Annotated in this window: 24 protein-coding genes; 15 read left to right on the top strand and 9 right to left on the bottom strand. The window is 71.8% G+C overall.

Annotated features, from left to right (window positions below; translation table 11 throughout):
- Positions 1-1794 carry a translation initiation factor IF-2 gene (gene infB, locus DJ75_RS06465; RefSeq protein ID WP_094523634.1) on the bottom strand — a complete coding sequence of 598 codons (1794 nt, stop codon included), beginning with the start codon at positions 1792-1794 and terminating at the stop codon, positions 1-3.
- 255 nt (positions 1795-2049) lie between these two features.
- Here infB and DJ75_RS06460 point away from each other — a divergent pair, with 255 nt between their 5' ends.
- The 3 genes from DJ75_RS06460 to DJ75_RS06450 all read left to right on the top strand — a co-directional run bounded on the left by DJ75_RS06460 (position 2050) and on the right by DJ75_RS06450 (position 3936).
- Positions 2050-2295, top strand: coding sequence for a PRC-barrel domain-containing protein (locus tag DJ75_RS06460; RefSeq protein ID WP_094523632.1), 246 nt, complete (start codon positions 2050-2052; stop codon positions 2293-2295).
- Positions 2295-2753 carry an NOB1 family endonuclease gene (locus DJ75_RS06455; protein WP_094523630.1) on the top strand — a complete coding sequence of 153 codons (459 nt, stop codon included), beginning with the start codon at positions 2295-2297 and terminating at the stop codon, positions 2751-2753. The genes DJ75_RS06460 and DJ75_RS06455 overlap by 1 nt, the downstream gene beginning before the upstream one ends.
- An 82-nt stretch (positions 2754-2835) precedes the next feature.
- On the top strand, positions 2836-3936 hold the full coding sequence (locus DJ75_RS06450; protein WP_094523628.1) for a DUF2891 domain-containing protein: 1101 nt from the start codon (positions 2836-2838) through the stop codon (positions 3934-3936).
- Here the strand turns inward: DJ75_RS06450 and uppS are convergent.
- Complete coding sequence (gene uppS / locus DJ75_RS06445) at positions 3933-4904, bottom strand: polyprenyl diphosphate synthase (protein WP_094523626.1); 972 nt, start codon at positions 4902-4904, stop codon at positions 3933-3935. The two genes, DJ75_RS06450 and uppS, sit on opposite strands and share 4 nt — an antisense overlap.
- 64 nt (positions 4905-4968) lie before the next feature.
- Here uppS and lwrS point away from each other — a divergent pair, with 64 nt between their 5' ends.
- Complete coding sequence (gene lwrS, locus DJ75_RS06440) at positions 4969-5337, top strand: LWR-salt protein (protein ID WP_094523624.1); 369 nt, start codon at positions 4969-4971, stop codon at positions 5335-5337.
- 89 nt (positions 5338-5426) lie between these two features.
- Positions 5427-6080: an HAD family hydrolase gene (locus DJ75_RS06435; RefSeq protein ID WP_094523622.1), complete on the top strand. Its 654-nt coding sequence runs from the start codon at positions 5427-5429 to the stop codon at positions 6078-6080.
- A gap of 2 nt (positions 6081-6082) precedes the next feature.
- On the opposite strand, the gene DJ75_RS19010 is transcribed toward DJ75_RS06435, so the two are convergent.
- The gene (locus tag DJ75_RS19010; RefSeq protein ID WP_254921890.1) at positions 6083-6211 is read right to left on the bottom strand and encodes a hypothetical protein; all 129 of its coding nucleotides are present in this window, start codon (positions 6209-6211) and stop codon (positions 6083-6085) included.
- A 230-nt stretch (positions 6212-6441) separates the two neighbouring features.
- Here DJ75_RS19010 and DJ75_RS06430 point away from each other — a divergent pair, with 230 nt between their 5' ends.
- Both DJ75_RS06430 and DJ75_RS06425 read left to right on the top strand, forming a co-directional pair.
- Positions 6442-6819, top strand: a complete 378-nt coding sequence (locus tag DJ75_RS06430) for a PadR family transcriptional regulator (protein WP_241881414.1) — start codon at positions 6442-6444, stop codon at positions 6817-6819.
- Between the two features lie 25 nt (positions 6820-6844).
- Positions 6845-7360, top strand: a complete 516-nt coding sequence (locus tag DJ75_RS06425) for a CopG family ribbon-helix-helix protein (RefSeq protein WP_241881415.1) — start codon at positions 6845-6847, stop codon at positions 7358-7360.
- A 24-nt stretch (positions 7361-7384) separates the two neighbouring features.
- On the opposite strand, the gene DJ75_RS06420 is transcribed toward DJ75_RS06425, so the two are convergent.
- Entirely contained in the window at positions 7385-8359 is a 975-nt protein-coding gene (locus tag DJ75_RS06420) for a rhomboid family intramembrane serine protease (protein ID WP_094523620.1), read from the bottom strand.
- 3 nt (positions 8360-8362) lie between these two features.
- Positions 8363-10648, bottom strand: coding sequence for an AAA family ATPase (locus DJ75_RS06415; RefSeq protein ID WP_094523618.1), 2286 nt, complete (start codon positions 10646-10648; stop codon positions 8363-8365).
- Positions 10649-10783: 135 nt separating this feature from the next.
- Here DJ75_RS06415 and endA point away from each other — a divergent pair, with 135 nt between their 5' ends.
- Positions 10784-11968 (top strand): tRNA-intron lyase, encoded by a 1185-nt coding sequence (gene endA, locus DJ75_RS06410; protein WP_094523616.1) that lies wholly within the window; start codon positions 10784-10786, stop codon positions 11966-11968.
- Between the two features lie 111 nt (positions 11969-12079).
- Here the strand turns inward: endA and DJ75_RS06405 are convergent, their stop codons facing one another.
- A complete protein-coding gene (locus DJ75_RS06405; protein WP_094523614.1) occupies positions 12080-12787 on the bottom strand; it encodes a universal stress protein in 708 nt (235 codons plus the stop codon).
- A gap of 214 nt (positions 12788-13001) precedes the next feature.
- On the opposite strand from DJ75_RS06405, the gene DJ75_RS06400 reads away from it, so the two are divergent.
- Both DJ75_RS06400 and DJ75_RS06395 read left to right on the top strand, forming a co-directional pair.
- Positions 13002-13604 (top strand): LURP-one-related/scramblase family protein, encoded by a 603-nt coding sequence (locus DJ75_RS06400; RefSeq protein ID WP_094523612.1) that lies wholly within the window; start codon positions 13002-13004, stop codon positions 13602-13604.
- A gap of 111 nt (positions 13605-13715) precedes the next feature.
- Entirely contained in the window at positions 13716-13925 is a 210-nt protein-coding gene (locus DJ75_RS06395) for a hypothetical protein (RefSeq protein WP_094523610.1), read from the top strand.
- A gap of 47 nt (positions 13926-13972) precedes the next feature.
- Here the strand turns inward: DJ75_RS06395 and serS are convergent, their stop codons facing one another.
- The 3 genes from serS to DJ75_RS06380 all read right to left on the bottom strand — a co-directional run bounded on the left by serS (position 13973) and on the right by DJ75_RS06380 (position 16279).
- On the bottom strand, positions 13973-15343 hold the full coding sequence (gene serS / locus DJ75_RS06390; RefSeq protein WP_094523608.1) for a serine--tRNA ligase: 1371 nt from the start codon (positions 15341-15343) through the stop codon (positions 13973-13975).
- Positions 15344-15477: 134 nt separating this feature from the next.
- Positions 15478-15714 carry a hypothetical protein gene (locus DJ75_RS06385; protein ID WP_094523606.1) on the bottom strand — a complete coding sequence of 79 codons (237 nt, stop codon included), beginning with the start codon at positions 15712-15714 and terminating at the stop codon, positions 15478-15480.
- A 55-nt stretch (positions 15715-15769) separates the two neighbouring features.
- The gene (locus DJ75_RS06380; protein ID WP_094523604.1) at positions 15770-16279 is read right to left on the bottom strand and encodes a hypothetical protein; all 510 of its coding nucleotides are present in this window, start codon (positions 16277-16279) and stop codon (positions 15770-15772) included.
- An 84-nt stretch (positions 16280-16363) separates the two neighbouring features.
- Here DJ75_RS06380 and DJ75_RS06375 point away from each other — a divergent pair, with 84 nt between their 5' ends.
- The 5 genes from DJ75_RS06375 to yciH all read left to right on the top strand — a co-directional run bounded on the left by DJ75_RS06375 (position 16364) and on the right by yciH (position 22917).
- Positions 16364-17734, top strand: coding sequence for a dihydroorotase (locus tag DJ75_RS06375; protein ID WP_094523602.1), 1371 nt, complete (start codon positions 16364-16366; stop codon positions 17732-17734).
- 285 nt (positions 17735-18019) lie between these two features.
- A complete protein-coding gene (locus DJ75_RS06365; protein WP_094523598.1) occupies positions 18020-19009 on the top strand; it encodes a MoxR family ATPase in 990 nt (329 codons plus the stop codon).
- A gap of 6 nt (positions 19010-19015) precedes the next feature.
- Entirely contained in the window at positions 19016-20206 is a 1191-nt protein-coding gene (locus tag DJ75_RS06360; protein ID WP_249269154.1) for a DUF58 domain-containing protein, read from the top strand.
- A complete protein-coding gene (locus DJ75_RS06355; RefSeq protein ID WP_094523596.1) occupies positions 20203-22491 on the top strand; it encodes a DUF3488 and DUF4129 domain-containing transglutaminase family protein in 2289 nt (762 codons plus the stop codon). The genes DJ75_RS06360 and DJ75_RS06355 overlap by 4 nt, the downstream gene beginning before the upstream one ends.
- A 132-nt stretch (positions 22492-22623) precedes the next feature.
- On the top strand, positions 22624-22917 hold the full coding sequence (yciH, locus tag DJ75_RS06350; protein ID WP_004596695.1) for a stress response translation initiation inhibitor YciH: 294 nt from the start codon (positions 22624-22626) through the stop codon (positions 22915-22917).
- Positions 22918-23013 lie beyond the last annotated feature (96 nt).

The raw sequence follows: 23013 nt of genomic DNA, 5'->3' as shown, positions 1-23013 counted from the left end.
CTACTTGCCCCAGAAGGGGTCCCGCTTCCGCTTCGTGTCGAGATACGCCGAGAGCGCCTCGCGCTCGTCGGCGGTGATCTCCTCTTTCAGCTCCTGTTCGAGGATCTTCGCGTGCTTCTCGGGGACCTCGGTCCAGAGGGTGTCGCCCTCCTCGATTCCGCGCCCGACCGTGGGCCCGTCGATAGCGATGCTGACGCGCTCGCCGGCGCGCGCCTCGTCGACGTCGTCGCCCTGCTTCTGGATCCCGGAGAGCTGCCCGACGCGATCGAACTCGTTGCCCTCGAACATCCCGACGTTGCGGTTGTTCTGGACCGTGCCGGAAATGACCTCGACGCCGACGACCGCGGGGTCGTTCTGGCGGAACGTGTGGTCGGGGAGAATGCGGAAACGCGCGGGCCGGACGACCTTGTCCAGCACCGTCTCCTGTTGGGCGCGCTGGCGCTCCTCGACGAACGTCTCGTAGTCCTCGATCAGCTGGTAGATGACGTCGTTCGTGAACAGCTTCACGTCGGCGTTCTCCAGCTCCGTCTCGGCGTTCGCCAGCAGGTCGACGTTGAAGCCGAGGATCGCCTTGTGCTCGTCCTGGTTCGCGGTCTCGGCCACGGCGATGTCGCGGGGCGCGATGTCGCCGACCTCGGCGCGCAGGATTGGCACCTCCGCCTCGCGGAGCGCGTTCGCCATCGCCTCCAGCGAGCCGAGCGTGTCGGCCTTGACGACGACGCCGTCCTCGGCGGTCTCTACCTCGATCTCCGCGAGCTCGGCTTTCACCTCCTCGACGACCTCCGCCTCCGGTCGGTCGCGGACGACCCGGACCGGCGCGCCGGCCATCGCCCGGTCGAGGTCCGGCGCCGCGATCTTCACCCCGGCCGCGGCGCCGACCTCGGCCACCTTCTCGAACTGCTTCTCGGTGCGGATCTCCTCTAAGGGCCGCGGCTGCAACAGCGCGCGGATCTCGGTGACGATCGGCTCGTCCTGCCCGCCGACGACGATCCGGTCGCCGTTGCGCACGACGCCGTCGTACACCACCGTGTCGATGGTGGCGCCGAAGCCGCGCTCGTCTTTCACTTCGAGGACCGTCCCCTCGCCGGCCCCAAAGACGTCGATCGCCATCTCCTCTTTCATGAAGCGCTGGGAGAGACCCATCAGCACCGTGAGGAGGTCGGGGACCCCCTCGCCCGTGATCGCCGAGAGGGGGACGACGCCGATGTTCTTCTGGAAGTCCTGCACGCGCCAGTAGAGGTCCGCGGAGAAGCCGGCGTCGGAGAGCTGGCCGATGATCTCGTAGAGGTTCTCGTTGAGCATCGACTCGGCGCGCTCCGACTGCGCCTCCAGGCTCTTCTGGATCGGCTGGCCGTCCTGCGGGTTCCACCCCGGCGTCGTGTCCACCTTGTTGGCGGCGACGACGAAGGGAGTGCCGGTGCGTCTGAGGATGTCGATCGCCTCCTCCGTCTGCGGCTGGAAGCCGTCGTTGACGTCGACGACGAGCACCGCGATGTCGGCGAGCGCGCCCCCGCGGGCGCGCAGCGTCGAGAAGGAATGGTGGCCCGGCGTGTCGATGAACAGGAGACCGGGGAGGTCGAAGTCGGTCGGGTCGATGAGCTCGCCCGCCATCCCGGAGATGGTGTCGAGCGGGATGTCCGTCGCCCCGATGTGTTGGGTGATCGCGCCGGCCTCGCCCTCGCTGACGGCGGAGCCGCGAATCGTGTCGAGCAGGCTCGTCTTGCCGTGGTCGACGTGACCCAACACGGCGACGATCGGCGTCCGAAGGGTGTCCGCGTTTGTGTGGTCGGTCATAGGTGATCGCCCCGAGAAGGTCGGTTACCCGGTATTCCGCCCGGGCGTCAGTTAAGCCTTTCAAAATGCGACCGGCCGTTTCGCCCCGATCCGGGCCCGTCCCGCGTCGGCGTCCGCCGCCCGGCGACCGCCGTCCAGTGTCAGGCGATCGATGTCCGCCGGTCAATGGCCGTCGCCCGATGTCCGCCGGTCAGCGTCCGTCGCCCGTCGGACGCCCCCGTGGCGTTTAATACCGTTGCCACGGACGGTGAGGACATGGTAGACATCCTCGCGGAGAACCTCTCCGGGAAGGCGGTGATGAGCTCGGACGGGACCGAACTGGGCGACCTGTACAACATCACGATGGACCTGAAGTCCGGGGAGCTGAACGACCTGCTCGTCAGCCCGCACGAGCACCTCAGCCCCGAGCGCTCCGGGTTCGACGTCGACGAGATGGGCCGACTGAAAGTGCCGGTCGGGAACGTGAAGGCGGTGAAGGACTACATCGTCGTCGCCCGCTGATGGAGGTCCTCGACACCTCGGCGTTCATCCACGAGTACACCACCGACGACGACGTCGTCTCGGTGCCCGAAGTGCACGAGGAGCTCAATGGCGAAGGGGCGCTCCGCTTCGACGCGATGGAGGGGTCGGGGATGACGATCCACGTCCCGGCCCCGGAGGTCATCGACAACGTCCGGCGCGCCGCGCGCGGCTCGGGCGACGACGCGGAGCTGTCCGACACCGACACGCGGCTGATCGCGACCGCGCTCGAACTGAGCGCGACGCTGGTCACCGACGACTACGCGATGCAGAACGTCGCCGAGCGGCTCGACCTCGACGTCGAACCCATCGCCAGAGACGGGATCACGGAGGAGCGCGAGTGGCGCTTCCAGTGCGTCGGCTGCAACCGCACGTTCGACGAGAACAAGGAGCGGTGCCCGATCTGCGGGAGCGACCTGACCCGAAAGAACCCGGCGTGACCGGGCTCGGCCGACCGATAGAGGGTGCTATTCTCTCGCATTCGACCGACCGATTGAACAGGCGGCCCGCCGACCTCCCGACGTGAACGCATTCGAGACGATCTCGTCGGACGCGCTCCGGGCCGGCCGGGCCGACGCGCTCGACGACGCGGTCGCGAGCGCGCTGACCGCTCACCCGCTGGACGGAATCGAGACCGAGTACCCGCACTACCAGGGAGCGGTGGAGGGGCCGGACGCGCCGCCGCGCCCCTCTGAGAAGCACCCGGCCTTCTACGGCTGCTTCGACTGGCACTCGGCGGTCCACAGCCACTGGGCGCTCGTCCGGCTGCTGCGGGTCGCCTCGGACCACCCGGACGAAGGTGAGATCGCGACCGTCGTCGACGGGCGGCTGACACCCGAACACGTCGCGGGCGAGGTGGAGTACCTCGACGCGAATCCGAGCTTCGAGGAGCCGTACGGCTGGTCGTGGCTGCTGCGGCTCGCCGCCGAGTTGCGCCTGTGGGACGACTCCCGCGCCGACGCGTGGCGCGAGACCCTCCGCCCCCTCGAAGACCGGGTTCGCCGGGGGACCCTGGAGTCGTTCCTCGGCGTCGACCGCCCGCACCGCGTCGGCACCCACGGCAACACGGCGTTCGCGCTCGCCGGAGTCCTCGACTACGCGCGGGTCGTCGGCGACGCGGAGCTCGAACGCGAGGCCGAGACGACGGCGAGCCGACTGTACGCGGACGATTCGGCCGGCGTCGTGGGCGCGGAGCCCGTCGGGTGGGACTTCGTCTCGCCCGCCTTGACCGAGGCGGACCTCATGCGCCGGGTCCTCGCCCCCGACCCGTTCGCGGCGTGGCTCGACGGGTTCCTCCCGGACCTCACGGGGGCGCCGCACGACGCGCTGCTGACGCCCGTCGACGTCGAACCGGACGAGGGCGACGGCGCCGCGATGCACCTGATCGGGCTCAACGTCTCCCGCGCGTGGTGTCTCGCGGGACTGGCCGACGCGCTTTCGGGGCGGGAGGGGCCGGCGGCGACCCGACTGCGGGAGCCGCTGGACGCGGCGGCGCGCCGGCACGCCGAGGCGGGGGCCGCGGACGTGCTCACCGACGACTACGCGGGCTCGCACTGGCTCTCCTCGTTCGCGGTGTACCTGCTGACGCGGAACGAGGGCGGGATCGCGCCGGGGACGGCTTAGTTCGCGCCCTTCGACTCTTGGGGGTCGCCGTCGACCGGTCCGGCCGACTCGCTCTCGGCGATTCCGAGGGCGTCGTCGGAGAGCTCGTTGCCGTCGAGCCGAGGGACGCGCCCCCGAAGCCGTCGGGCGACGGCCCGGGCCTCGGCGATCTCCACTTCGGCGACCGCCCGGACCAGCGCGACGGCGCGCTCGGCGCGGGCGCGCTGCCACGACTCCTCGCGGGACTGGTAGGTCCGGATAGCGCGGAGGAACTCGCGCTGCGAGAAATCCGGCCAGTACGGCGCACAGAAGTAGACGGCGGCCTCGTTGCCGTTCGCGTGCCACGGCAGGAAGTTCGAGGTGCGCTCGTCGCCGCCGGTTCTGACGATGAGGTCGACGTCGCGGACCGGGCGGTCGTACAGTCGGTCCTCGACGGTCTCGACGTCGACGTCGGCCGGGTCGAGGGCCCCGGCGTCGACGTCCGCGGCGATCGTCCGCGCGGCGTCGAGCAGTTCCGTTCGCCCGCCGTACGCCAACGCGATGTTCAACCTGAACCGGTCGTTGTCGGCGGTACGGCGCTCGGCGTAGTCGACCGCGTCGCGGACGCGCGGCGGGAGCTGGGCGACGTCGCCGATGGCGCGGACCCGAACCCCCTGTTCGTGGACGCGGTCGGCGTCGGCGAACTCCCGGAGCTTGCGCTCCAGCAGGTCGAACAGCGGCGCCAGCTCCTCGTCGGGGCGCTCGAAGTTCTCCGTGGAGAAGGCGTACAGCGTCAGTTCCGCGACGCCGAGGTCGGCGCACCAGTCGAGCACCCGCTCGGTGGTGTCGGCGCCGGCGCGGTGCCCGTCGGGGGCGTCGGCGCCGCGCTCGCGGGCGTACCGCCGGTTCCCGTCTTGGATGATCGCGACGTGAGCCGGCACGTCCTCGATCTCGCGGCGGAGGTGGCGCCGGTAGGCGCGCTCGCCGAGGCCGCGGAGACGGTCCAGCATACGTTCTGATAAATTCGACCGAGGGATATGTACTTTTACCTTCCGATCCCGGATATCGACGTCTATGGACGCCGCCTACGTGTTCGCCGTCGCGTTCCGGCTCGACCCGGACGGAGCGACGGTGGACCCCGATCGGTTCGAGGCGACGATGGAGATACCCGCGAGCGAGCCCGGCACGGACGGGTGGCTGTTCTTCCGCGACCGGCTCTGGCGCGGCGAGATCGGGGACGACCCCTCGTTCCGAGGCCTCGCGAGCGACCGCCTCGGCGTCGAGGTCACCGAGGCGTCCTTCCGGGAGCTCCGGACCGACGAGGCGTACCTCGAGGCGCTGAAACGCGAGGTCGCCGCGGATCTCTCCCGGTTCAACGCCGACTCGGTCGACGCCGCCCTCGGCAAGTACCTCGGCTCGTCGATCCACGTGCGGGGAGAGTGAGAGCCTGACGGCGGGCGACCGGCGTGGCGCGGCACCGTCACCCGCGGCCCCGCAACGCACTTATCGGTCCGGGTTCTACTGACGCGCCCATGGCCGTCGTCGACTACGACTTCCACCTGTTCGACCTCGACGGCACGCTCGTCGACGCGGAGTGGTCGTACACCCGCGCGGTGTTCGACCGGGTCGGCGACCGGCTCGGCCGGCGCTTCTCCGACCGCGAGGCGCACGTCCTCTGGCACGGGTTGGGCGGGCCGCGCGGCGACACCCTCCGCGAGCTCGGCGTCGACCCGGGCGACTTCTGGCCCGCGTTCCACGCGGTCGAGGACCCGACGGCCCGCGCGGAGGCGACGTACCTCCACGACGACGCCGCTCGACTGCTCGACCGCGTCGACGACGCGGGCGGACCGACCGGGCTCGTCACCCACTGCCAGCGGTTCCTCGCCGAGCCCGTCCTCGACAGGGTCGACTTGGAGGGTCGGTTCGACGCGGTGGTCTGCTGTACCGACGAGACGGGGTGGAAGCCGGACCCCGCGCCGATCGAGCTGGCGATGCGCGAGCTCGGCGTCGACCCGCGAGGGGACCGCGGCTACTACGTCGGCGACGGCGAGAGCGACGTGGGCGCGGCGTGGAACGCCGGACTCGACGCGGTTCACGTCGAGCGGGTCGGCCACGCGGACCGCGGGCGGTGCGTGCTCGGCGACCGGCGCGTCGACCGGCTCGACGAGCTGGTCGAGCGGACGTGACCTCAAGAGCCGGCGATCCGTCGAACGCGTTCCGTACCGCACTTCGCACACGCCTCCACGACCTCGTCGGGATCGATGATTATCGCTTTGCGTTCGTATCGGTGGCGACAGATCAGTCGGTCGAGGTTCATCGTGTGTCACGGTGGCAGCATTCGCTCATAAGTAATTTCCGTGAACACACACTAATACACATAATATAGTGGCACATAATAAGTGAATCGCTGTTAGAAAATGTGAATGTCTTAATATAGCCGCGTATTTGAGTGTACGGTCAGTTTACTATGGCTACCAGCTGTATAACGCGCTGGAACCGTCCGCCCGCGACCGAAACGGTCGTGAGTCGCCGCACGCTAGCCGACCCATGACGAAGTGGTTCCACAGCGGTCGCCGTCGCGACCTCTGCGCGCTGCTGTACGACGCCGGCGAGCTGCGGGCGCAGTCGCTGAAGAACCGGTTGGAGAACCACTACGACGAACGCATCGATCCCGGCTCCTTCTACGCGACGCTCCGTTCGCTGGTGGAGTCGGGCTTCCTCGACCGCCGCACCGAGGGGATCGCCGACGTGTACGCCCTGACCGACGCGGGGGAGCGTGCGCTCCTCGACCACTACGAGTGGCTCTCCGAGCGCGTCGGCGTCCCGAGAGCGACAGAGCGGGCGAGACCGGAATCGGCCCAGGGGGAGAGACCGGAATCGGTCGCGGGGGCGGCCCCGGACGACGACGCCGACCTCAAGGATTAACAACATCGGCGGCGTGGGTTAATACATGACTGTCGTCAGCGTCTCGATGCCGGAGGAGTTGCTCGATCGGATCGACGGGTTCGCGGACGAACACGGCTACACGGGGCGCAGCGAGGTCGTTCGCGAGGCTTCGCGGAACCTCCTCGGCGAGTTCGAGGACGCCAAGCTGGAGGACAGGGAGCTGATGGCGGTGGTGACGGTCCTGTTCGACTACGAGACCACGAGCGTCGAAGAGCGGATGATGCGGCTCCGCCACGAGCACGAGGGGCTCGTCGCCTCCAACTTCCACAACCACGTCGGCTCTCGCTACTGCATGGAGCTGTTCGTGCTGGAGGGTCGCTTAGACGAGATATCCGCGTTCGTCGGGAAGATCCGGGCGACGAAGGACACGCTCACCGTCGACTACAGCGTGACGCCGGTGGACGAGTTCGGCGCCGACGCCGTCGCCGAGGCGACCCCCGACGACGTCGGTCGCGAGCGCGGCGAGGGATCGGGGCACGGCCACGGCGAGGGATCGGGGCACGGCCACGGCGACGAGTAGTCGGCGTCCGCGCGCGAGCGCGACTCACCCGTCGAGGACGACGCCGACGAGCGGGACCGCCACCCCGACGGCGTAGCCGGCGAGGTGCGCGAACACGTTGCTGCCGAACGGGACGATGACCAGCGACCCGATCACCCCGGCGGCGGCGACGCTCGCGCCGGTGACGTACAGCAGCTCCCGCTCGGGGGGCAGGTCGAGCCCGACCACCCGCGGGCGGCCGACGCCGACGTAGAGCCCGGCGGCGACGAGGGCCGCGCAGAGCGCGAACAGGGACCCGACGGCCGGTAGGGACGGGAAGTAGCCGACGCCGCTCGGGGCGAGGTACGCGAGCGCGAGCGACCCGAGCGCGGCGACGACCGCCCAGCGGGCGTCGACGCCGACCGCCGGGGCGGCGGACCCGTCGCCGTCGGCCTCGGTCGGTCCGTCGCTCTCGTCGCCGGTCGCCTCCGTCGCCAGCGCGGCGAACCAGACGACGACCACATAGCCGAGGAGCGCGCTGTTCAGGTCCGAGAAGCCGGCTGTCGGGGCGTTCGTCAGGCCGCCGAGCGCGACGATAGTCGCCCACGCGGACGCGAGCGGGACGACCGCCAGGTAGACCGCGGCGATCCCGAGCAGCCGCCCGCGCCACCCCGCGACGACCGAGAGGGGGTACGCGACTGCGACGAGCAGCCAGTAGTTGACGAGGTTGTCGAGGAGGTGCCCGGGGCTCGCGTGGACGAAGCTCGACGCGAACGCGGTCCAGAGCGCCCACCGGCTCTCGAAGACGCCGCCGGTCGCGAGCGAGAGCCGCCAGGCGTCGGTCCCCGGCGTGAGGCTCACGGCGACGAGCAGCGCCGGCAACGGGACGGCGAGGAGGAAGAGGTCCCGCGGGGGCTGCGTCCGGACCGCCGCGCGGACGCTGGCGAGGAGTTCGCGGAGAGTGGGCGGTTCGGGCGCGGAGTCGCCGTCGCTCGCCGGACCGCCGCCGTCCGAGCGCCCCGGGCCCCTCTCGGCGCTCATCGCTCAGGGCGTCGCGGGCCGCACCGTCTCCAGCGCCGCCGCGAAGTCGTCGCTCGTGATCCCGACCTCGTCGGCGTGGTCGTTCGCGGCCGCGCCGTGCTCGTCGGCGACGCGCTCGATGGCGACCAGCGCGGCCTCGCGGCACAGCGAGGCGATCTCGGCGCCCGAGTACCCCTCGGTCTCGTCGGCGAGGTGCTCCAGGTCGACCCCCTCCACGAGCGGCTTCTCGCGGGTGTGGACGTCGAGGATCTTCCGGCGCGCCTCGCGGTCGGGCTCGGGCACCTCGATGTGGGTCTCCAGTCGCCCCGGCCTGAGCAGGGCCGGATCGAGCGCGTTCCGCCGGTTCGTCGCCGCGAGCACGACGAGGTTCGGGTTGTCGCTGGCGCGGTCGAGCTCCGTCAGGAGCTGGGAGACGACGCGCTCGCCGACGCCGGAGCCGTCCCCGCCGGCACCGTCGCGGTCGGCCGCGATGGCGTCGATCTCGTCGAAGAAGACGATCACGGGGGCCGCCTGCCGGGCGCGGTCGAACAGGTCGCGGACCGCCTTCTCGGACTCGCCGACGTACCGGTCGAGCAGCTCCGGGCCGGCGACCTGTATGAAGTTGACGCCGCTCTCGCCGGCGATCGCCCGTGCGAGCAGCGTCTTCCCGGTGCCCGGGGGGCCGTGCAGCAGGACGCCCGTCGGCGGGTCGGCGTCGGCGGCGTCGAACAGCGGGCCGTACGTCAGCGGCCACGTGACGGCGCGCTCTAACTTCTCTTTGGCCTCCGGCAACCCCCCGACGTCGGTAAAGTCGGTGGTCGGCTGCTCGGCGACGTACTCCCGCATCGCGCTCGGTTCGACGTTAGCGTGAGCGGCCTCGAAGTCGGCCTTCGAGACGGTCACGTCGTCGAGCGCCCGCTCGTCCGACTCGCGGGCGCGGCGCAGCGCCGTCATCGCCGCCTCCTGCGCGAGCCCCTCGATGTCGGCGCCGACGAAGCCGTGCGTCCGGCTCGCGATCTGGTCTAACTCAACGTCGTCGGCGAGGGGCATCCGGCGCGTGTGGACGTCGAGGATCTGTCGCCGGCCGGCCTCGCCGGGGACGCCGATCTCGATCTCGCGGTCGAACCGGCCGCCGCGTCGGAGCGCGGGATCGAGGGTGTCGACCCGGTTCGTCGCCCCGATGACGATCACGTCGCCGCGGGCGTCGAGCCCGTCCATCAGCGAGAGCAGCTGGCCGACGACGCGGTTCTCCACGTCGCCGCCGTCGTCGCGCTTGCCCGCGATCGAGTCGATCTCGTCGAAGAAAATGATCGCGGGAGCGGTCTCGCTCGCGCGCTCGAACACGTCCCGGAGACGCTCCTCCGACTCGCCCTTGTACTTCGACATGATCTCCGGCCCGTCGACGGTGATGAACTCGGCGTCGACCTCGTTGGCGACGGCGCGGGCGATCAGCGTCTTTCCGGTGCCGGGCGGGCCGTGCAGCAGGACGCCCTTCGGCGGGTCGATGCCGAGCCGAGTGAACACCTCGGGCTCGGAGAGGGGGAGCTCGATCGTCTCGCGCACCAGCTCCAGCTCCTCGTCCAACCCGCCGATGTCCTCGTAGGTCGCGCCCGCGGTGTGCTCGGCGGGCGGGCCGCTCTCGCCGCCGGCGGGGGGCGTCCGGGAGCCCGGCGTCGCGCCGCCCGAGCCGACCGACCCGCCGGTCTGTCGGCGGTCCGGGTCACTCCGGTCGCCCCGGTCGGCGTCGGTTCGGCCGCGAGCGCCGTCGCGGCCCTCGGAGCGCGCGGGACCGTCGCCCTCGCCGTCCCCGTACGTCACCGAGACGTCGGTCCGGTTCGTCACGCGCACCGTGCCGGCCGGGCTCGTCTCGGCGACGACGAACCGGAGCCCGCCGAGCCGCTCGACGTGGACCGCCTCGCCCTCGGTGACGGGGCGGTCGCGGAGGTCGCGGGAGAGCGCGCGCTCGACCACCTCGCGGCTCACGTCGACGTCGGCGAGCCGCTCGGGCGCGGCGAGGGCGACGCGGTCGGCGTCCTCGACGGTGACTGGCGCGACGGTGACGGCGTCGCCGACCTTCACGCCGGCGTTCGCGCGGGTGTCGGCGTCGATGAGGACTGAGCCGTCCGTCGCGTCGGGGCCGCCGGGCCACACCTTCGCGACCGCGACGCGGTCGCCGCGGATCTCGACGGTGTCGCCGCTGAGGAGGCCGAGCCGCTTCCGGGCGGGTTCGGGGAGCCTGGCTATCCCCCGGCCCGCGTCCCGCTTCTCGGCGGCACGCACCGTGAGCCGGAGGCCTGCGGTGTCGTTCATGGGTCCCGTACTCGCCGATCGCCCTTTACCCTTGTCCGGGCGGTGGCGACGAGCGCCGTCGCCGACCGGATCGCCCCGCCGTCGACCCGTCCGCCGACCGCAACCCCCTTACCTCGTCCGGGCCCGCCTTCGGGTATGCAACCGACAGGGCACCTGCGCGGCGACGCGGTCCGGGTCGCCGGCGACGCCCGCCAGCGGTTCTACGACTCCCGGGGGTACGGCCGGCCGCTCGACGGGAACGAGATCGCGCTCTCGCGCGTCGAGGCGGCCCACCTCCTCTTCCGCGGCGACCTCTCCGGCGTCGCCCTCGCCCCCGACGCCGACCCGGTCGGATTCGAGCGGTTCTTCGTCGAGAGCGCGGCCGCCGCCGACCGGTTCGCGGTGCGCTACCTCGTCTACTCGGACCTCCGCGACCGCGGCTTCTACCTCTCGCCCGCCCGGGACCCCTGGCCCGGCGGGACCGCGGCCGTGCCCGACGCGGTCGACTTCGTCGCCTACGAGCGCGGCTCGACGCCCGACACGGGGAACGTGGAGTACCCGGTGCAGGTCGTCGGCGAGCGCGAGTCCCTGCCCGCCGCCGGGCTCGCCGGCCGCACCCTCGCGGTCGTCGACGAGGAGTCCGACATCACCTACTTCGCGGCGACCGCGGGCCGGATCGAGGGCGCGACCGACTACGAGCCCCCGGAGCGCCTCGACGGGGTCCTCCTCTCGGACCGCGTCGTCGTCTGGGACGCCCCCGATCCCCTCTACGAGCGCGGCTTCTACGGCCAGCCGCTCACCGGCCGCGCGGCGGCGGTCGAGGGGGCGCTCCAGCTCTCCCTGGTCGAGGCCGCGTCGCTCGCCGCCGACGGCGTCCTGTCGCTGTCGGCGTCGGTGGGGGCGGCGGGAGCGAGCTCCGGCGGCGGCACCGCGGACGGGACGGCGCCGGACGGCCCCGCGGCCGCGGTCGTCGCCCGCGGCCGCGACGTCGAGGGCGAGCGGTTCGACCGCCGGCTCGCCGTGTACAGGCGCCTCCGCGCGGCCGACGCCGTCCCGAAGACCGGCTTCAAGTTCGGCGCCGACTTCCGGACGTACCTCGACGTGGAGACGGTCGAGGACCTGCCGCACTCCGAGCACCTCGTGCGGGTCGTCGACGCCGACCACCGGTTCTCGCCCCGCGAGCTCTCGCTCGACGTGCGGCTCGCGGGCGGCGTCCGCAAGGAGATGGTGTTCGCGCTGACGGCGGCGGGCAACGAGGACCGGGTGGCGGCCGGCGACGCGAGCGAGGCCGCGGCCGCCGCCGAAGTGGAGTGGCTCTCGATCGTCCGTCTGACTCCCTGAGCGCCCCCCGGGAACCGGTGTCGCGTCGATCTCTGGCGTCCGTCCGGGTCCTCCTCGACCGGACCCACGCACCGAGCCGGGACCGCCGACCGGCCCGAAAGCCGACGCCGATCACCGGAGGATTAACACCGAAACGTCACGCTCGTCGACGATGTACTCGCCGATGGGGCCGAAGATCCGGTCGCCGAGGTCGCGCTCCGTTTCGCCCAAGACGATGAGGTCGTACCCCCGAGCCGCCTGACTCAGTTCGAAGGCCACGTCGGTTCCCGTCCGGACGGTCCGGTTGATCCGCATCTCCGGAACGCCGGCGTCGGCGAGCGCCGACGCCGTTTGCTTCAGGATCCGCTGGCCCTCCGATTCGCCATCCGGGTCGTCGGGGTCGGCGATGTGGACGAGATCGACCGACAGCAGTTCGTCCTCCGCGACGATGTCGAGCATCGTGGCCTTCCGCTCCGCGTTCGGCAGACTGCGGGCCGCTATCAGCACTTTCCCGAGCGTGTTCGCCGCTCCGGGGAGGAGGATCGCGTCGACGGCGTCTCGCTCGACGATCTGTTGTCGCGCCGCCACTCGGTCGTGACCGAACACGAGGTCGTGGTCGGCGCGGACGCCCTCCCGCTCGAACCGCTCGGCTATCTCTTCGAGCTCCGACGTGAATTCGTCCCCGCGTTCGGCCCGCGCCTCCTCGGGCGATTCCCCGTCGTCGAGGTGGTAGAAGCCGACCACCTCGGCGTCCGGATATTTGAAGCCCTTGAGGAAGCCCGTCGTCGGGACGTCGGGGTCGGGGAATTCGACGAACACGAGAACGTTCGGGTGCTCCATATTTGGCCATACAGATTCGATCCGGTAATAATTTTGTGTGAAAAAACGAGAAGGTCGTTGTGTTTGTCCTTCAAAAGAACTCTTAACCGTATTAGATGAGCGTTCGGATCGCATGGCTGGATGGGGCCAGGTCGGCCGGGACGGCGCAGGCGACCGGCTCCGTCCGAGCGAACCGAGCGGAACCGTTTTCCGACGCCTGACTCTCTTGCCGCCCATGAGCGAGTACTCCGTGTTCCCCTCCGACTCGGACGCCTACGACATCTCCACCGTCGACCTCAGCGACGACCGCTACGAGGTGAAGCAGTCGGCGATCCGGAACAAGTACACCGTTCGCGACGGGGCCGGAAACGTCGTCTTACGCGGGAAACAGAAGATGTTCAAGCTGAAAGAGGAGTTCCCGTTCGTCACCGGCGACGGCGACGACGCCTTCTCGGTGAAGGCGGGCGGCGTCATCGACATCGGCGGCAGCTACGCGATCGTCGACTCCGGCACCGGCGAGGAGGTCGTCGTCCTCGACGAGGACTACTCGCTGTTCGTCGAGAACTGGACGATCCGCGACCCCGAGACGGGGGAGGCGCTGGCGACCATCAAGTCGAAGAGCAAGCCGATGGCGGCGCTCCGGCATCTGATCTCGGTCGCGAACCTCGTCCCGAACAAGTACGAGATATTCGACGCCGACGGCGGCCACGTCGGCGACATCGAAGGGAAGTTCTCGCTGCGGGACGCCTACACGGTCACCATCGACGACGCGAGCGACGTGCCGAAGGAGGCGGTCGTCGCCGCCGCGTGCATCCTCGACGCCTTAGAGAACCAGTAGCCGCCCGGCGACCGGGGTCGCTCGGGCGGTCGTGCGAACCGCGCCGGAACCGTCGTCACCACGCCGTCCGGAGAGGAAAGAGCTATACTCGGATGCGCCGAGCGTCAGCCCATGCAGCTGCCCGAGTCGTTCGACCGGTCGCTGGCCCTCCGGCAGTCGACCGTGTACGTCGCGGCGTTCTGTGCGGTCTTCGCCGCCGTATCGTACGTCGCCGAGGGGAGTATTCCGCTCGGCGTGGCGACCGGGTTCGTGATGGCGGCCGTCACGATCGGCTACTACGCGTGGAACGGGGAGCTCGGCGTCCCCCCACAGCGAGGCTGAGTCCGCCCCGGCGCCCCTTCCGCGGCGACCGAGACGCGACGCGCCGCCTACTCCCCGCCCAGCTTCGACTCGCCGACCGCGTCGTGGCCCTCGATGACCTCGGTGCCGCCCATGTACGGGCGGAGCGCCTCGGGGACGGTGACGGTGCCGTCGTCGTTCTGGTAGTACTCCAGGATGGCGACAACGATCCGCGGGACCGCGAGCCCGGAGCCGTTCAACGTGTGGAGGTGCTCCGCCGACTCGTGGTGCTCCTCGCGGTAGCGGATCCCGGCGCGGCGCGCCTGGAAGTCCTCGAAGTTGGAGACCGAGGAGACCTCCAGCCAGCGGCCGCCCTCGGCGGGGCCCTCGTCCATGTCGTCGGCGGGCGCCCACACCTCGATGTCGTACTTCTTCGCCTGCGTGAACCCGAGGTCGCCGGTGCACATCTCCAAGATGCGGTAGGGGAGTTCGAGGCGGCGCAGCACCTCCTCGGCCTCGTCGACGAGGCCGTCGAAGCGCTCGTCGCTCTCCTCGGGCCGGACGAAGTTCACCATCTCCACCTTGTTGAACTGGTGGACGCGGACGATCCCGCGCGTCTCGGTGCCGTGCTCGCCCGCCTCCTGCCGGAAGTTCGGCGTGTACGCCTGGTACTTCAGCGGGAGGTCCTCACCGAGCAGGATCTCGTCGCGGTGGAGGTTCGTGACGGGCACCTCCGCCGTCGGGAGCAGCCAGAGGTCGTCGTCGTCGTACGCCTCCTCGTTCGACCCCTCGACCCGGTAGGCGTCCTCGGTGAACTTCGGGAGCTGTCCGGTGCCGCGCATCGACGCCGAATTGACGGGAATCGGCGGGAACACGTCCTCGTACCCCTGCTCGCGGTGGACGTCCAGCATGAACTGGATCAGCGCGTGCTCCAGCCGGGCGCCGTCGCCCTTCGCGACGTAGAAGCCGGCGCCGGCGACCTTCGCGCCGCGCTCGAAGTCGAGGATCTCCAGCTCCTCGCCGAGGTCGTAGTGAGGTTCCACGTCGTCGGGGAGCTCCCGGAGGTCGTCGAACCCCTCGCGGCGGCGCTCGACGTTCTCAGACTCGTCGGCGCCGACGGGGACGGAGTCCTGCGGGACCTGCGGGAGTTCGAGCAGCGACGCCTCCAGTTCCGTCTCCAGCTCTTCGGCGCGCTCCTCGACGTCCTGGAGTTCGGCCTTCAGCTCCTGGGAGCGCTCTATCGCCTCTTGGGCCGCCTCCTCCTCGCCGCGCTGTTTGAGCTCGCCGATCGTCGAGGAGACCTCGTTGCGCTCGTGGCGCAGGTCGTCCCCGCGCTGTTTCAGCTCCCGCCACTCCTCGTCGACGTCGAGTATCCGGTCGAGGTCCACGTCGACGCCCTTGTTGGCTAGCGCCTCGCGGACGACCTCTGGGTTCTCCCGGACGAACTGTCGAGACAGCATTTGTCGGGAATTCCGCGGGACGACCCAAAACCGTATCGGAGCGTCGGCATCGGTTGGCACGGATCGCGGGAGCGGTCTCGACGGAGGGTCCCCGAGGGCGGAGCTCGCGGGGGCGAACGGCGGCGGTCGGCGTCTCAGGGGATGAACGCGAAGTTCGCGACCACCATGAGGAGCGCGAGTCCGGCGACGACGACGCCCATGATCCGCATCAGCAAAATCCGCGTCTCGCTCGGCTCGATCCGCGTCGTCCCGTCGGGACCGTTGGCCTGCCAGCTCGTCATCCGGCGGGGAAACGCGGCCATCGCCAGCGCGCCGACGGCGACGAGGAGGGGGACGGCGACGAAGAACAGTCGGAAGGGTGCGGGGAACATGTCGAAGTACTGTCCCACGGCTCATCAAAATCTTACGGTTTCGACGGACGCGCCGTCAGTACCCGCCCGGCAGCGCCATGCCGACCGCGAGCGCGACCAGCGGCACCGCGGCGACGACCGCGTACCACAGCCCGGCGGCGACGAGGAGCGCCCACGTGGAGGGGCCGTACCCGGTCGGGTCCCAGTCCACGCCGAGCCGCGGGAGCCCGGCCGCGGCGACCGCCGGGGCGACGAAGCCGACGACGATCCCGCCGAACAGCGCGGTGTCGAGGAACCCCTCGCTCCAGCCGGGACCGGCCTCGCCGACGAGCGCGACGGTGAGGACGACGCCGGCGAGGTACGGGACCGAGAGCGCGAGCGCGACGCCGACGTACGAGGGGACCGGCCGCCCCGCCGGCGGGAGCGTGCGGAACAGCGCCCGGAACCGCGCCGAGAGCAGGAAGGGGGTCCAGCAGACGGCGGCGACGAGTCCGGGGAGGGCGAACAGCGCGATCAGTGAGAGCCAGGCGATCAGCGTGTCGACGACCGCGGGGACGCCGGCGACGCCGAGGGGACCGAGGGCCATGAGCGGACTCTCGGCGGACGTGTCAAACGCTTTGTGGTGGCGCGGATCACCACGGTTTAATCGTCGGGCCGCGAGCGCGTACCCATGCTCATCTCCGGTGCGGAGCTCGCCGACGGGCGGGTCCGCGACGTCCGTGTTCGAGACGGAACCGTCGACGCGGTCGAGCCGACGACCGCGGGGCTCGACCCGGACCCCGGCGAGCGCGTCGTCGACGCGCGCGGGCGACACCTCCTGCCCGGCGCCGTCGACGCCCACGTCCACTTCCGCGAGCCGGGCGGGAGCCACAAGGAGACGTGGGCCTCCGGCTCGCGGAGCGCGGCCGCGGGCGGCGTGACCACCGTCGTCGACCAGCCGAACACCTCGCCGCCGACCGTCGACGGCGACGCCTTCGACGGGAAGGCCGACCTCGCCGCCGACTCGCTCGTCGACTACGGGATCAACGGCGGCGTCACCGCCGACTGGGACCCGGAGAGCCTCTTCGAACGGCCCCTGTTCGCGCTCGGCGAGGTGTTCCTCGCGGACTCGACCGGCGACATGGGGATCGCCGTCGACCTGTTCGAGGAGGCGCTCGCCGAGGCGGCCGCCCGCGACGTCCCCGTCACGGTCCACGCGGAGGACGAGACGCTGTTCGACGACGGCGCGCTCGCCGGCGACCTCGGCGGCGTCGGCACCGCGGCCGACGCCGACGCGTGGTCCGCCTACCGGACCGCCGAGGCGGAGGTCGCCGCGGTCGAGCGCGCCCTCGGCGCGGCCGCCGAGAGCGACGCGCAGGTGCATATCGCCCACACGTCGACGCCGGAGGGGATCGACGCGGTCGTCGCGGCCCGGGAGTCCGAGACGGGCGACGACGCGGACGCGACGGCGGGCGCCGCTCCGCCCACCTGCGAGGTCACCCCGCACCACCTGTTCCTCTCGCGCGAGAACGCCGGCCGACTCGGCACGTTCGGCCGCATGAACCCGCCGCTCCGCTCCGAGGAGCGTCGGGCCGGGGTGTTCGAGCGCCTCCGCGACGGCGACGTCGACGTCGTCGCCACCGACCACGCGCCCCACACCGTCGCGGAGAAGCGGCAGGGCCTCGCGGAGGCGGCGAGCGGCGTCCCGGGCGTGGAGACGCTGTACCCGCTCCTCTTGGAGTCCGTGCGCAAGGGGGAGCTGACGCTGGAACGCGTCCGCGACGTCGTCGCCGCCAACCCAGCGTCGATCTTCGGGGTCGAGGCCAAGGGGCGAGTCGCCGAGGGCGCCGACGCCGACCTCGTCCTCGTCGACCTGACGAACCCGCGCGAGATCGAGGCGGGAGCGCTTCACAGCGCCTGCGGCTGGACGCCGTTCGAGGGGTTGCAGGGCGTCTTCCCGGAGCTGACGCTCGTCCGCGGCGAGGTCGTCTACGAGCGCGACCCCGTGACGGGCGCGGAGTCGTTCGGCGAGGCGGCCGGGCGGAACGTCCGAGTGTCGTAGTTCGGCCAGTCGCGGTTCGGACAGCCGCAGTCCGGGAGTCGCAGTTCGGACAGCCGCAGTCCGGGAGTCGTCGTCCGAGAGACGCGGTCCGAACGGGCGCCGGACCGACCGGGACCGGACGTGTACGGCCGGTGCCGCCCGGCGGAACGCATATGCCGTTGCTATCCTAAGCGGGGCCATATCGATGGTCGTGGGTAGCCTTGGCACGGGAGGCGATAGCGAGACCGGCGTACCGACGGATGATATCGGACGACTCGGTCGGGGCGCCGCGGAAGGGACCCCGACATGACTGACGCCGCGGAGACCGGTCCGGCAGGCGTCGACGCCGACGGAACGGGAGAGCCTGAGCGTCCCCCGATGGCGCTCGACGAGGTCGCCGCGCTCGCGGAGCGCGTCGTCGACAACGTCGAGGCGGTGATCGTCGGGAAGCGGGCGGCGATCGAGCACGTCGTGGTCACGGTCCTCGCCCGCGGGCACCTCCTCGTGGAGGACGTGCCTGGCGTCGGGAAGACGACGCTCGCGAAGGCGGTGTCGCGCTCGATCGACGGCTCGTTCAAGCGCGTCCAGTTCACCCCGGACCTCCTCCCCGCCGACGTCACCGGCGTCAACGTGTTCAACCAGCGCACGGACGAGTTCGAGTTCCAGCCCGGACCCGTGTTCGCCAACGTCGTCCTCGGCGACGAGATCAACCGGGCGCCGCCGAAGACGCAGTCGGCCCTGCTGGAGGCGATGGAGGAGGGACAGGTGACGACCGACGGGGAGACGCGGGCCCTCCCGGACCCGTTCTGCGTGATCGCCACCCAGAACGACGTCGAGCCCGGGCAGACGTACGAGCTCCCGGTGGCGGAGGTCGACCGGTTCACGAAGAAGATCCGGCTCGGCTACCCGAGCACCGAGGAGGAGGCCGAGATCATCGGCCGGATGGCGGGCGACCACCCCGTCGACGCCGTGGAGCCGGTCGCGTCGATCGAGGAGGTCCGGCGCGCCCGGGTCGCCGTCGCCGACGTCGACGCGACAGAACCCGTCCGCGAGTACGTCGCGCGGCTGGCGACGTACACGCGGCAGAACGCCCGGCTCGGGGTCAGTCCGCGGGGGAGCCTCGCGCTGCTCCGGACCGCGCAGGCGCGGGCCGCGCTCGACGGCCGCGGGTACGTGATTCCCGACGACGTCCAGACCGAGGCGCCGACCGTGTTCGCGCACCGCGTCCGCTCCGACTCCGGGACCGACGGGGAACAGGTGGTCGAAGACGCGCTGAACCGGACGAGCGTGGAGTGATCTCTCGTGCCGTCGCCGACCCTCACCCGACGGGGCCGCGTCGTCGTCGCGGTCTGCGTCGTCGGCGTCGGCATGGCGCTGGCCGCGAGCGGGCGGTCGATCGAGGCGGTCGTCCTGCCGAGCGCCGTCGCGCTCGCGGCCGGGTACGTCCAGCTCGCCCGGATCGAGGAGCCGGCGGCCAGGCGGAGCCTCCCGCCGGAAGGGTTCGTCGGCGAGACCGGCGAGGTGCGGCTCTCGTTCCACTCCCGGGGGGCGGGCGAGCTGTCGCCGACGTACGTCGCCGACGTCGCCGACGCGCTCGACGACGGGCTGGAGGGGCCGACGGAGCCGGTCCGCACCTCCGTCGGCGACGCGCCGGCGACGTACCGCGTCCGCTACCTGCGCCGAGGCGAGCGGGAGTTCGGCCCCGTCACGGTGACCGCGAGCGACGTCTTCGGGCTCTTCGAGCGGCAGGCGGTGATCGAGTCGTTCGACGCGACCCTCGCGTACCCGGCGTGCCGCGAGATCCCGACGTGGTTCCGCCGGGCGCTGTACGCCGACGACGCCGTCGGAGCGAGCCGGCGGCGAGAGGAGTTCGACCGCCTGCGCGAGTACGCGCGGGGCGACCCCCTCCGCGACGTCCACTGGCCCGCGACCGCGAAGCACGGCGAGATCGTGGTGAAGGCGTTCGCCGCGGAGACCGAGCGCGGCCGCGTGGCGATCGCCGGCGAGGCCGGAGGCGAAGGCGCGGGGACGGCGAGGGAAACCGAACGCGGGAGCGACCGAAATCCCGCCGACGACCTCGCGAGCGCGGCCGCCAGCCTCGCGCTCGCGCTGCTTGACGACGGCGTGCCGGTGGACCTGACGCTCCCCAACGGCGAGGTCTCGGCGGACCCGGGCGCGCGGGGGCGACGGGCGGTGCTCGAACTGGCCGCGCGGACGCGTCCCGGCACGGTCGGCGACGACGAGGCTGACGTGCGCGTCGTCGCCGACGAGCGCGGCGCCCGGTACCGCGTCGGCGACCGGGCGGTCGCGTTCGACGAAGTGGCCGGGGCGACGGTCCGCGGGGCGGGCGACGGCGAGACGAGCGTCGACGAGGCGGCGACCGGTCCCCCGGACGACGGCTCCGGCGCTGCGGTCGCCGACGACGGCGGGGCCGGAGAGACCGCGCCCGGCGGGGCGCCGTCCGCGGACCGGAGCGAGGTGATCGGCCGATGAGGGGCCGCCCGCTCGGCGGCGGGAGCGGGTCGGACGACGGGGAGAGCCCCGGCGACGGCGACCTCCGCGGGCGGCTGCGGGCGGTCGTCGACCCGCCGGTCCTCGGCGTCGCGGTCGTCACCGCCGCGTACCTCTCGGTGTTCCTCGCCGCGACCGACGTCGTCGGCGGGTCGACGCGGGCCGCGGTCGCGGTCGCGGTCGCCGGCGCCGCGGGCTTCCTCCTCGCGCGGTACGTCGGCGAGCGCGCGGCGCTCCGCCTGACGGTCGTCTTGTTCGCCGCGACGCTGGCGGGGTACTACTTCGCGATCCCCGAGAGTCAGCGCGCGCTGTTCTCGGTCCGGCGCGTCGCGATCGACGTGGTCTCGCTGTTGACCGGGCTCTCCATCCTCCGCCTCGCGCTCGCCGACGTCTGGGTCCTCGCGGTCGCGCCGGTCCCGACGTTCCTCGTCGGCTACCTCGTCGGCCGCGGGCGACACGTCGCGGCCGCCGGCGCCGCGGGCGGCACGCTGGCCTTCCTCGTGCTCACCGGCGACGCGGGCGGGACGACCACGCTCGTCGGCGTCGTCGGCGTCGCGCTCGCCGCCGGCCTCTCGACGCTGTCGATGCCGGGCGGGATCCGGGACCACGGCGACACCCTCGCCGCGGTCTTGGCGGCGATGGTCCTCGTGAGCGCGACGCTCACCCTGCTGCCGGCCGGCGCGGCCCAGCCCTGGGGGATCGACCGCGGCACCCCGACGCTGGAGTCGTCGATCGAGGCGGACGACGAGGTCGAGGTCGTCGGCCCGACGCGGCTCTCGCCCGAGGTGCGCTACACGATCGAGAGTCCGGTGGCGGCGAACTGGCACGCCGGCGCCTACGACACCTACACCGGGGACGGCTGGGTGCGGTCCGGCGAGCAGTCGCCGCTCGACGGACCGCTCGACGGGCCCCCGGGCAACGCGACGCGCGTGAACGTCACGATCACCGCCGAGACGGAGTCGCCGTCGCTGCCGGCGCCGTGGCAGGCGGTCGACGTGCGGGGGCCCGCCGCCCAGACCGCACGGGTGGACGAGCACGGGACGCTCCGGCTCGCCGAGCCGCTGGGAGCGGGCGAGTCGGTCACGGTCGAGAGCCGGGTGCCCGACGCCGACCCCGCCGCGCTCCGGAGCGCGGGCACCGACTACGACCCCGCGATCGAGGAGCGGTACACCCAGCTCCCCGAGAGCACCCCCGACCGCGTCGGAGAGCGCACCGAGGAGATCATCGCGGCGTCGAACGCGGAGACCCCGTACGACCGGGCCGTCGCGGTCGAGCGCTACCTGCGCGAGGAGTACGAGTACTCGCTGACCGTCCGGAAGCCCGACGGCGACGTGGCCGACGCGTTCCTCTTCGAGATGGACGCCGGCTACTGCGTCTACTTCGCGACGACGATGACCGCGATGCTGCGATCGCAGGGGATCCCGGCGCAGTTCGTCACCGGCTACTCGGAGGGCGAGCGGATCGGCGAGGACCGGTACGTCGTCCGCGGCCAGGACGCCCACGCGTGGGTCAAGGCGTACTTCCCGGGCCACGGCTGGGTCACCTTCGACCCGACGCCCGCGGCCGAGCGCGAGGAGACCCGGACCGCGCGCCTCGCCGACGCGCGCGCCGCGGGCGACGAGGACGTGGACGTCCCGGCCTCCGAACCCGCTCGGGGCGCGCCGTCGATCGTCCCCGAGGCCGGCGTCAATGACCCGTCGTCGACGACGGCCGACGTGCCGAACGACAGCAACGGGACGGCGGCGACCGGCGGCGACGCGGCCGACGCCGCCGCGCCCGGCGACACCGCGGTCGGAGCGAGACAGGAGGGACTCACCCGCGGCGCCGTCGGCGGCGAGGCGCGGCCGAGCGGGGACGGCTCCCCGATCCCGTCGCGCGAGACCGTCGCCTACTGGCTGGTCGCGGCCGTCATCGGCGTCACCGCCGCCCGCCGTTTCGGCGTCGGCAGGCGCGCGCGCCGCGCCGCGCGCCTCCGCCTTCCGTGGGTCAGTTCCGATCCGGCCACGGACGCCCGGCGCGCGTTCGCCGACCTCGAGTACCTGCTCGGCCGTCGCTACCGCGAGCGGCGCGCCGGGGAGACCCCGCGGGCCTACCTCGACGCGCTCCGGCTCCGCGGCCTCGACGAGCGGGCGCTCGCCGTCGGGGAGACGTACGAGCGGGCGACGTACGCCGGGACGGTGACGCGCGCGGAGGCGGACGAGGCACGCCGGACCGTTCGGCGGCTCGCGTTGGAGGCGACGCCGGTTCTCGGGCGGCTGTTCGACTGAGGCGGCCGAGCGGCGCCGACCCCCATTCGCGTGCTCGATCCGGTCGCTGGCCCGAAAGAACGGGCGATGGACGTCCGACGCGGCCGCACTCCCGACACTATTTAATACGGTCACCCTGTAAGTTCGGCTGTAATGTCGGAAGTCTGCTCGACGTGCGGACTGCCCCAGGAACTCTGCGTCTGCGAGGACGTCGCGAAGGAGTCCCAGCAGATCAGCATCCGCATCGACGAGCGCAGGTACGGTAAGGAGGTAACGGTCATCGAAGGATTCGACCCGAAAGACGTCGACCTGAGTTCCCTCTCGTCGGATCTCAAGTCGAAGTTCGCCTGCGGCGGCACCGTCGAGGACGGCGCCATCGAGCTGCAGGGGAACCACTCGGGCCGCGTGGAGGACTTCCTCCGCGACAAGGGCTTCAACGTCGCGTGACCGTCACCTGACCGTCCGCCGTCGAGCGATACACGGATTCGGTTCTTCGAACGACCCCGTCCGGCGAGCCGCGGCGCCGTGAGCCGAGGCGCTCTA

Source organism: Halorubrum sp. Eb13, assembly GCF_002252895.1.
Classification (GTDB): Archaea; Halobacteriota; Halobacteria; order Halobacteriales; family Haloferacaceae; genus Halorubrum.
The sequence above is the reverse complement of the archived record's forward strand: the minus strand, read 5'-3'. Positions and strand labels throughout refer to the sequence as shown.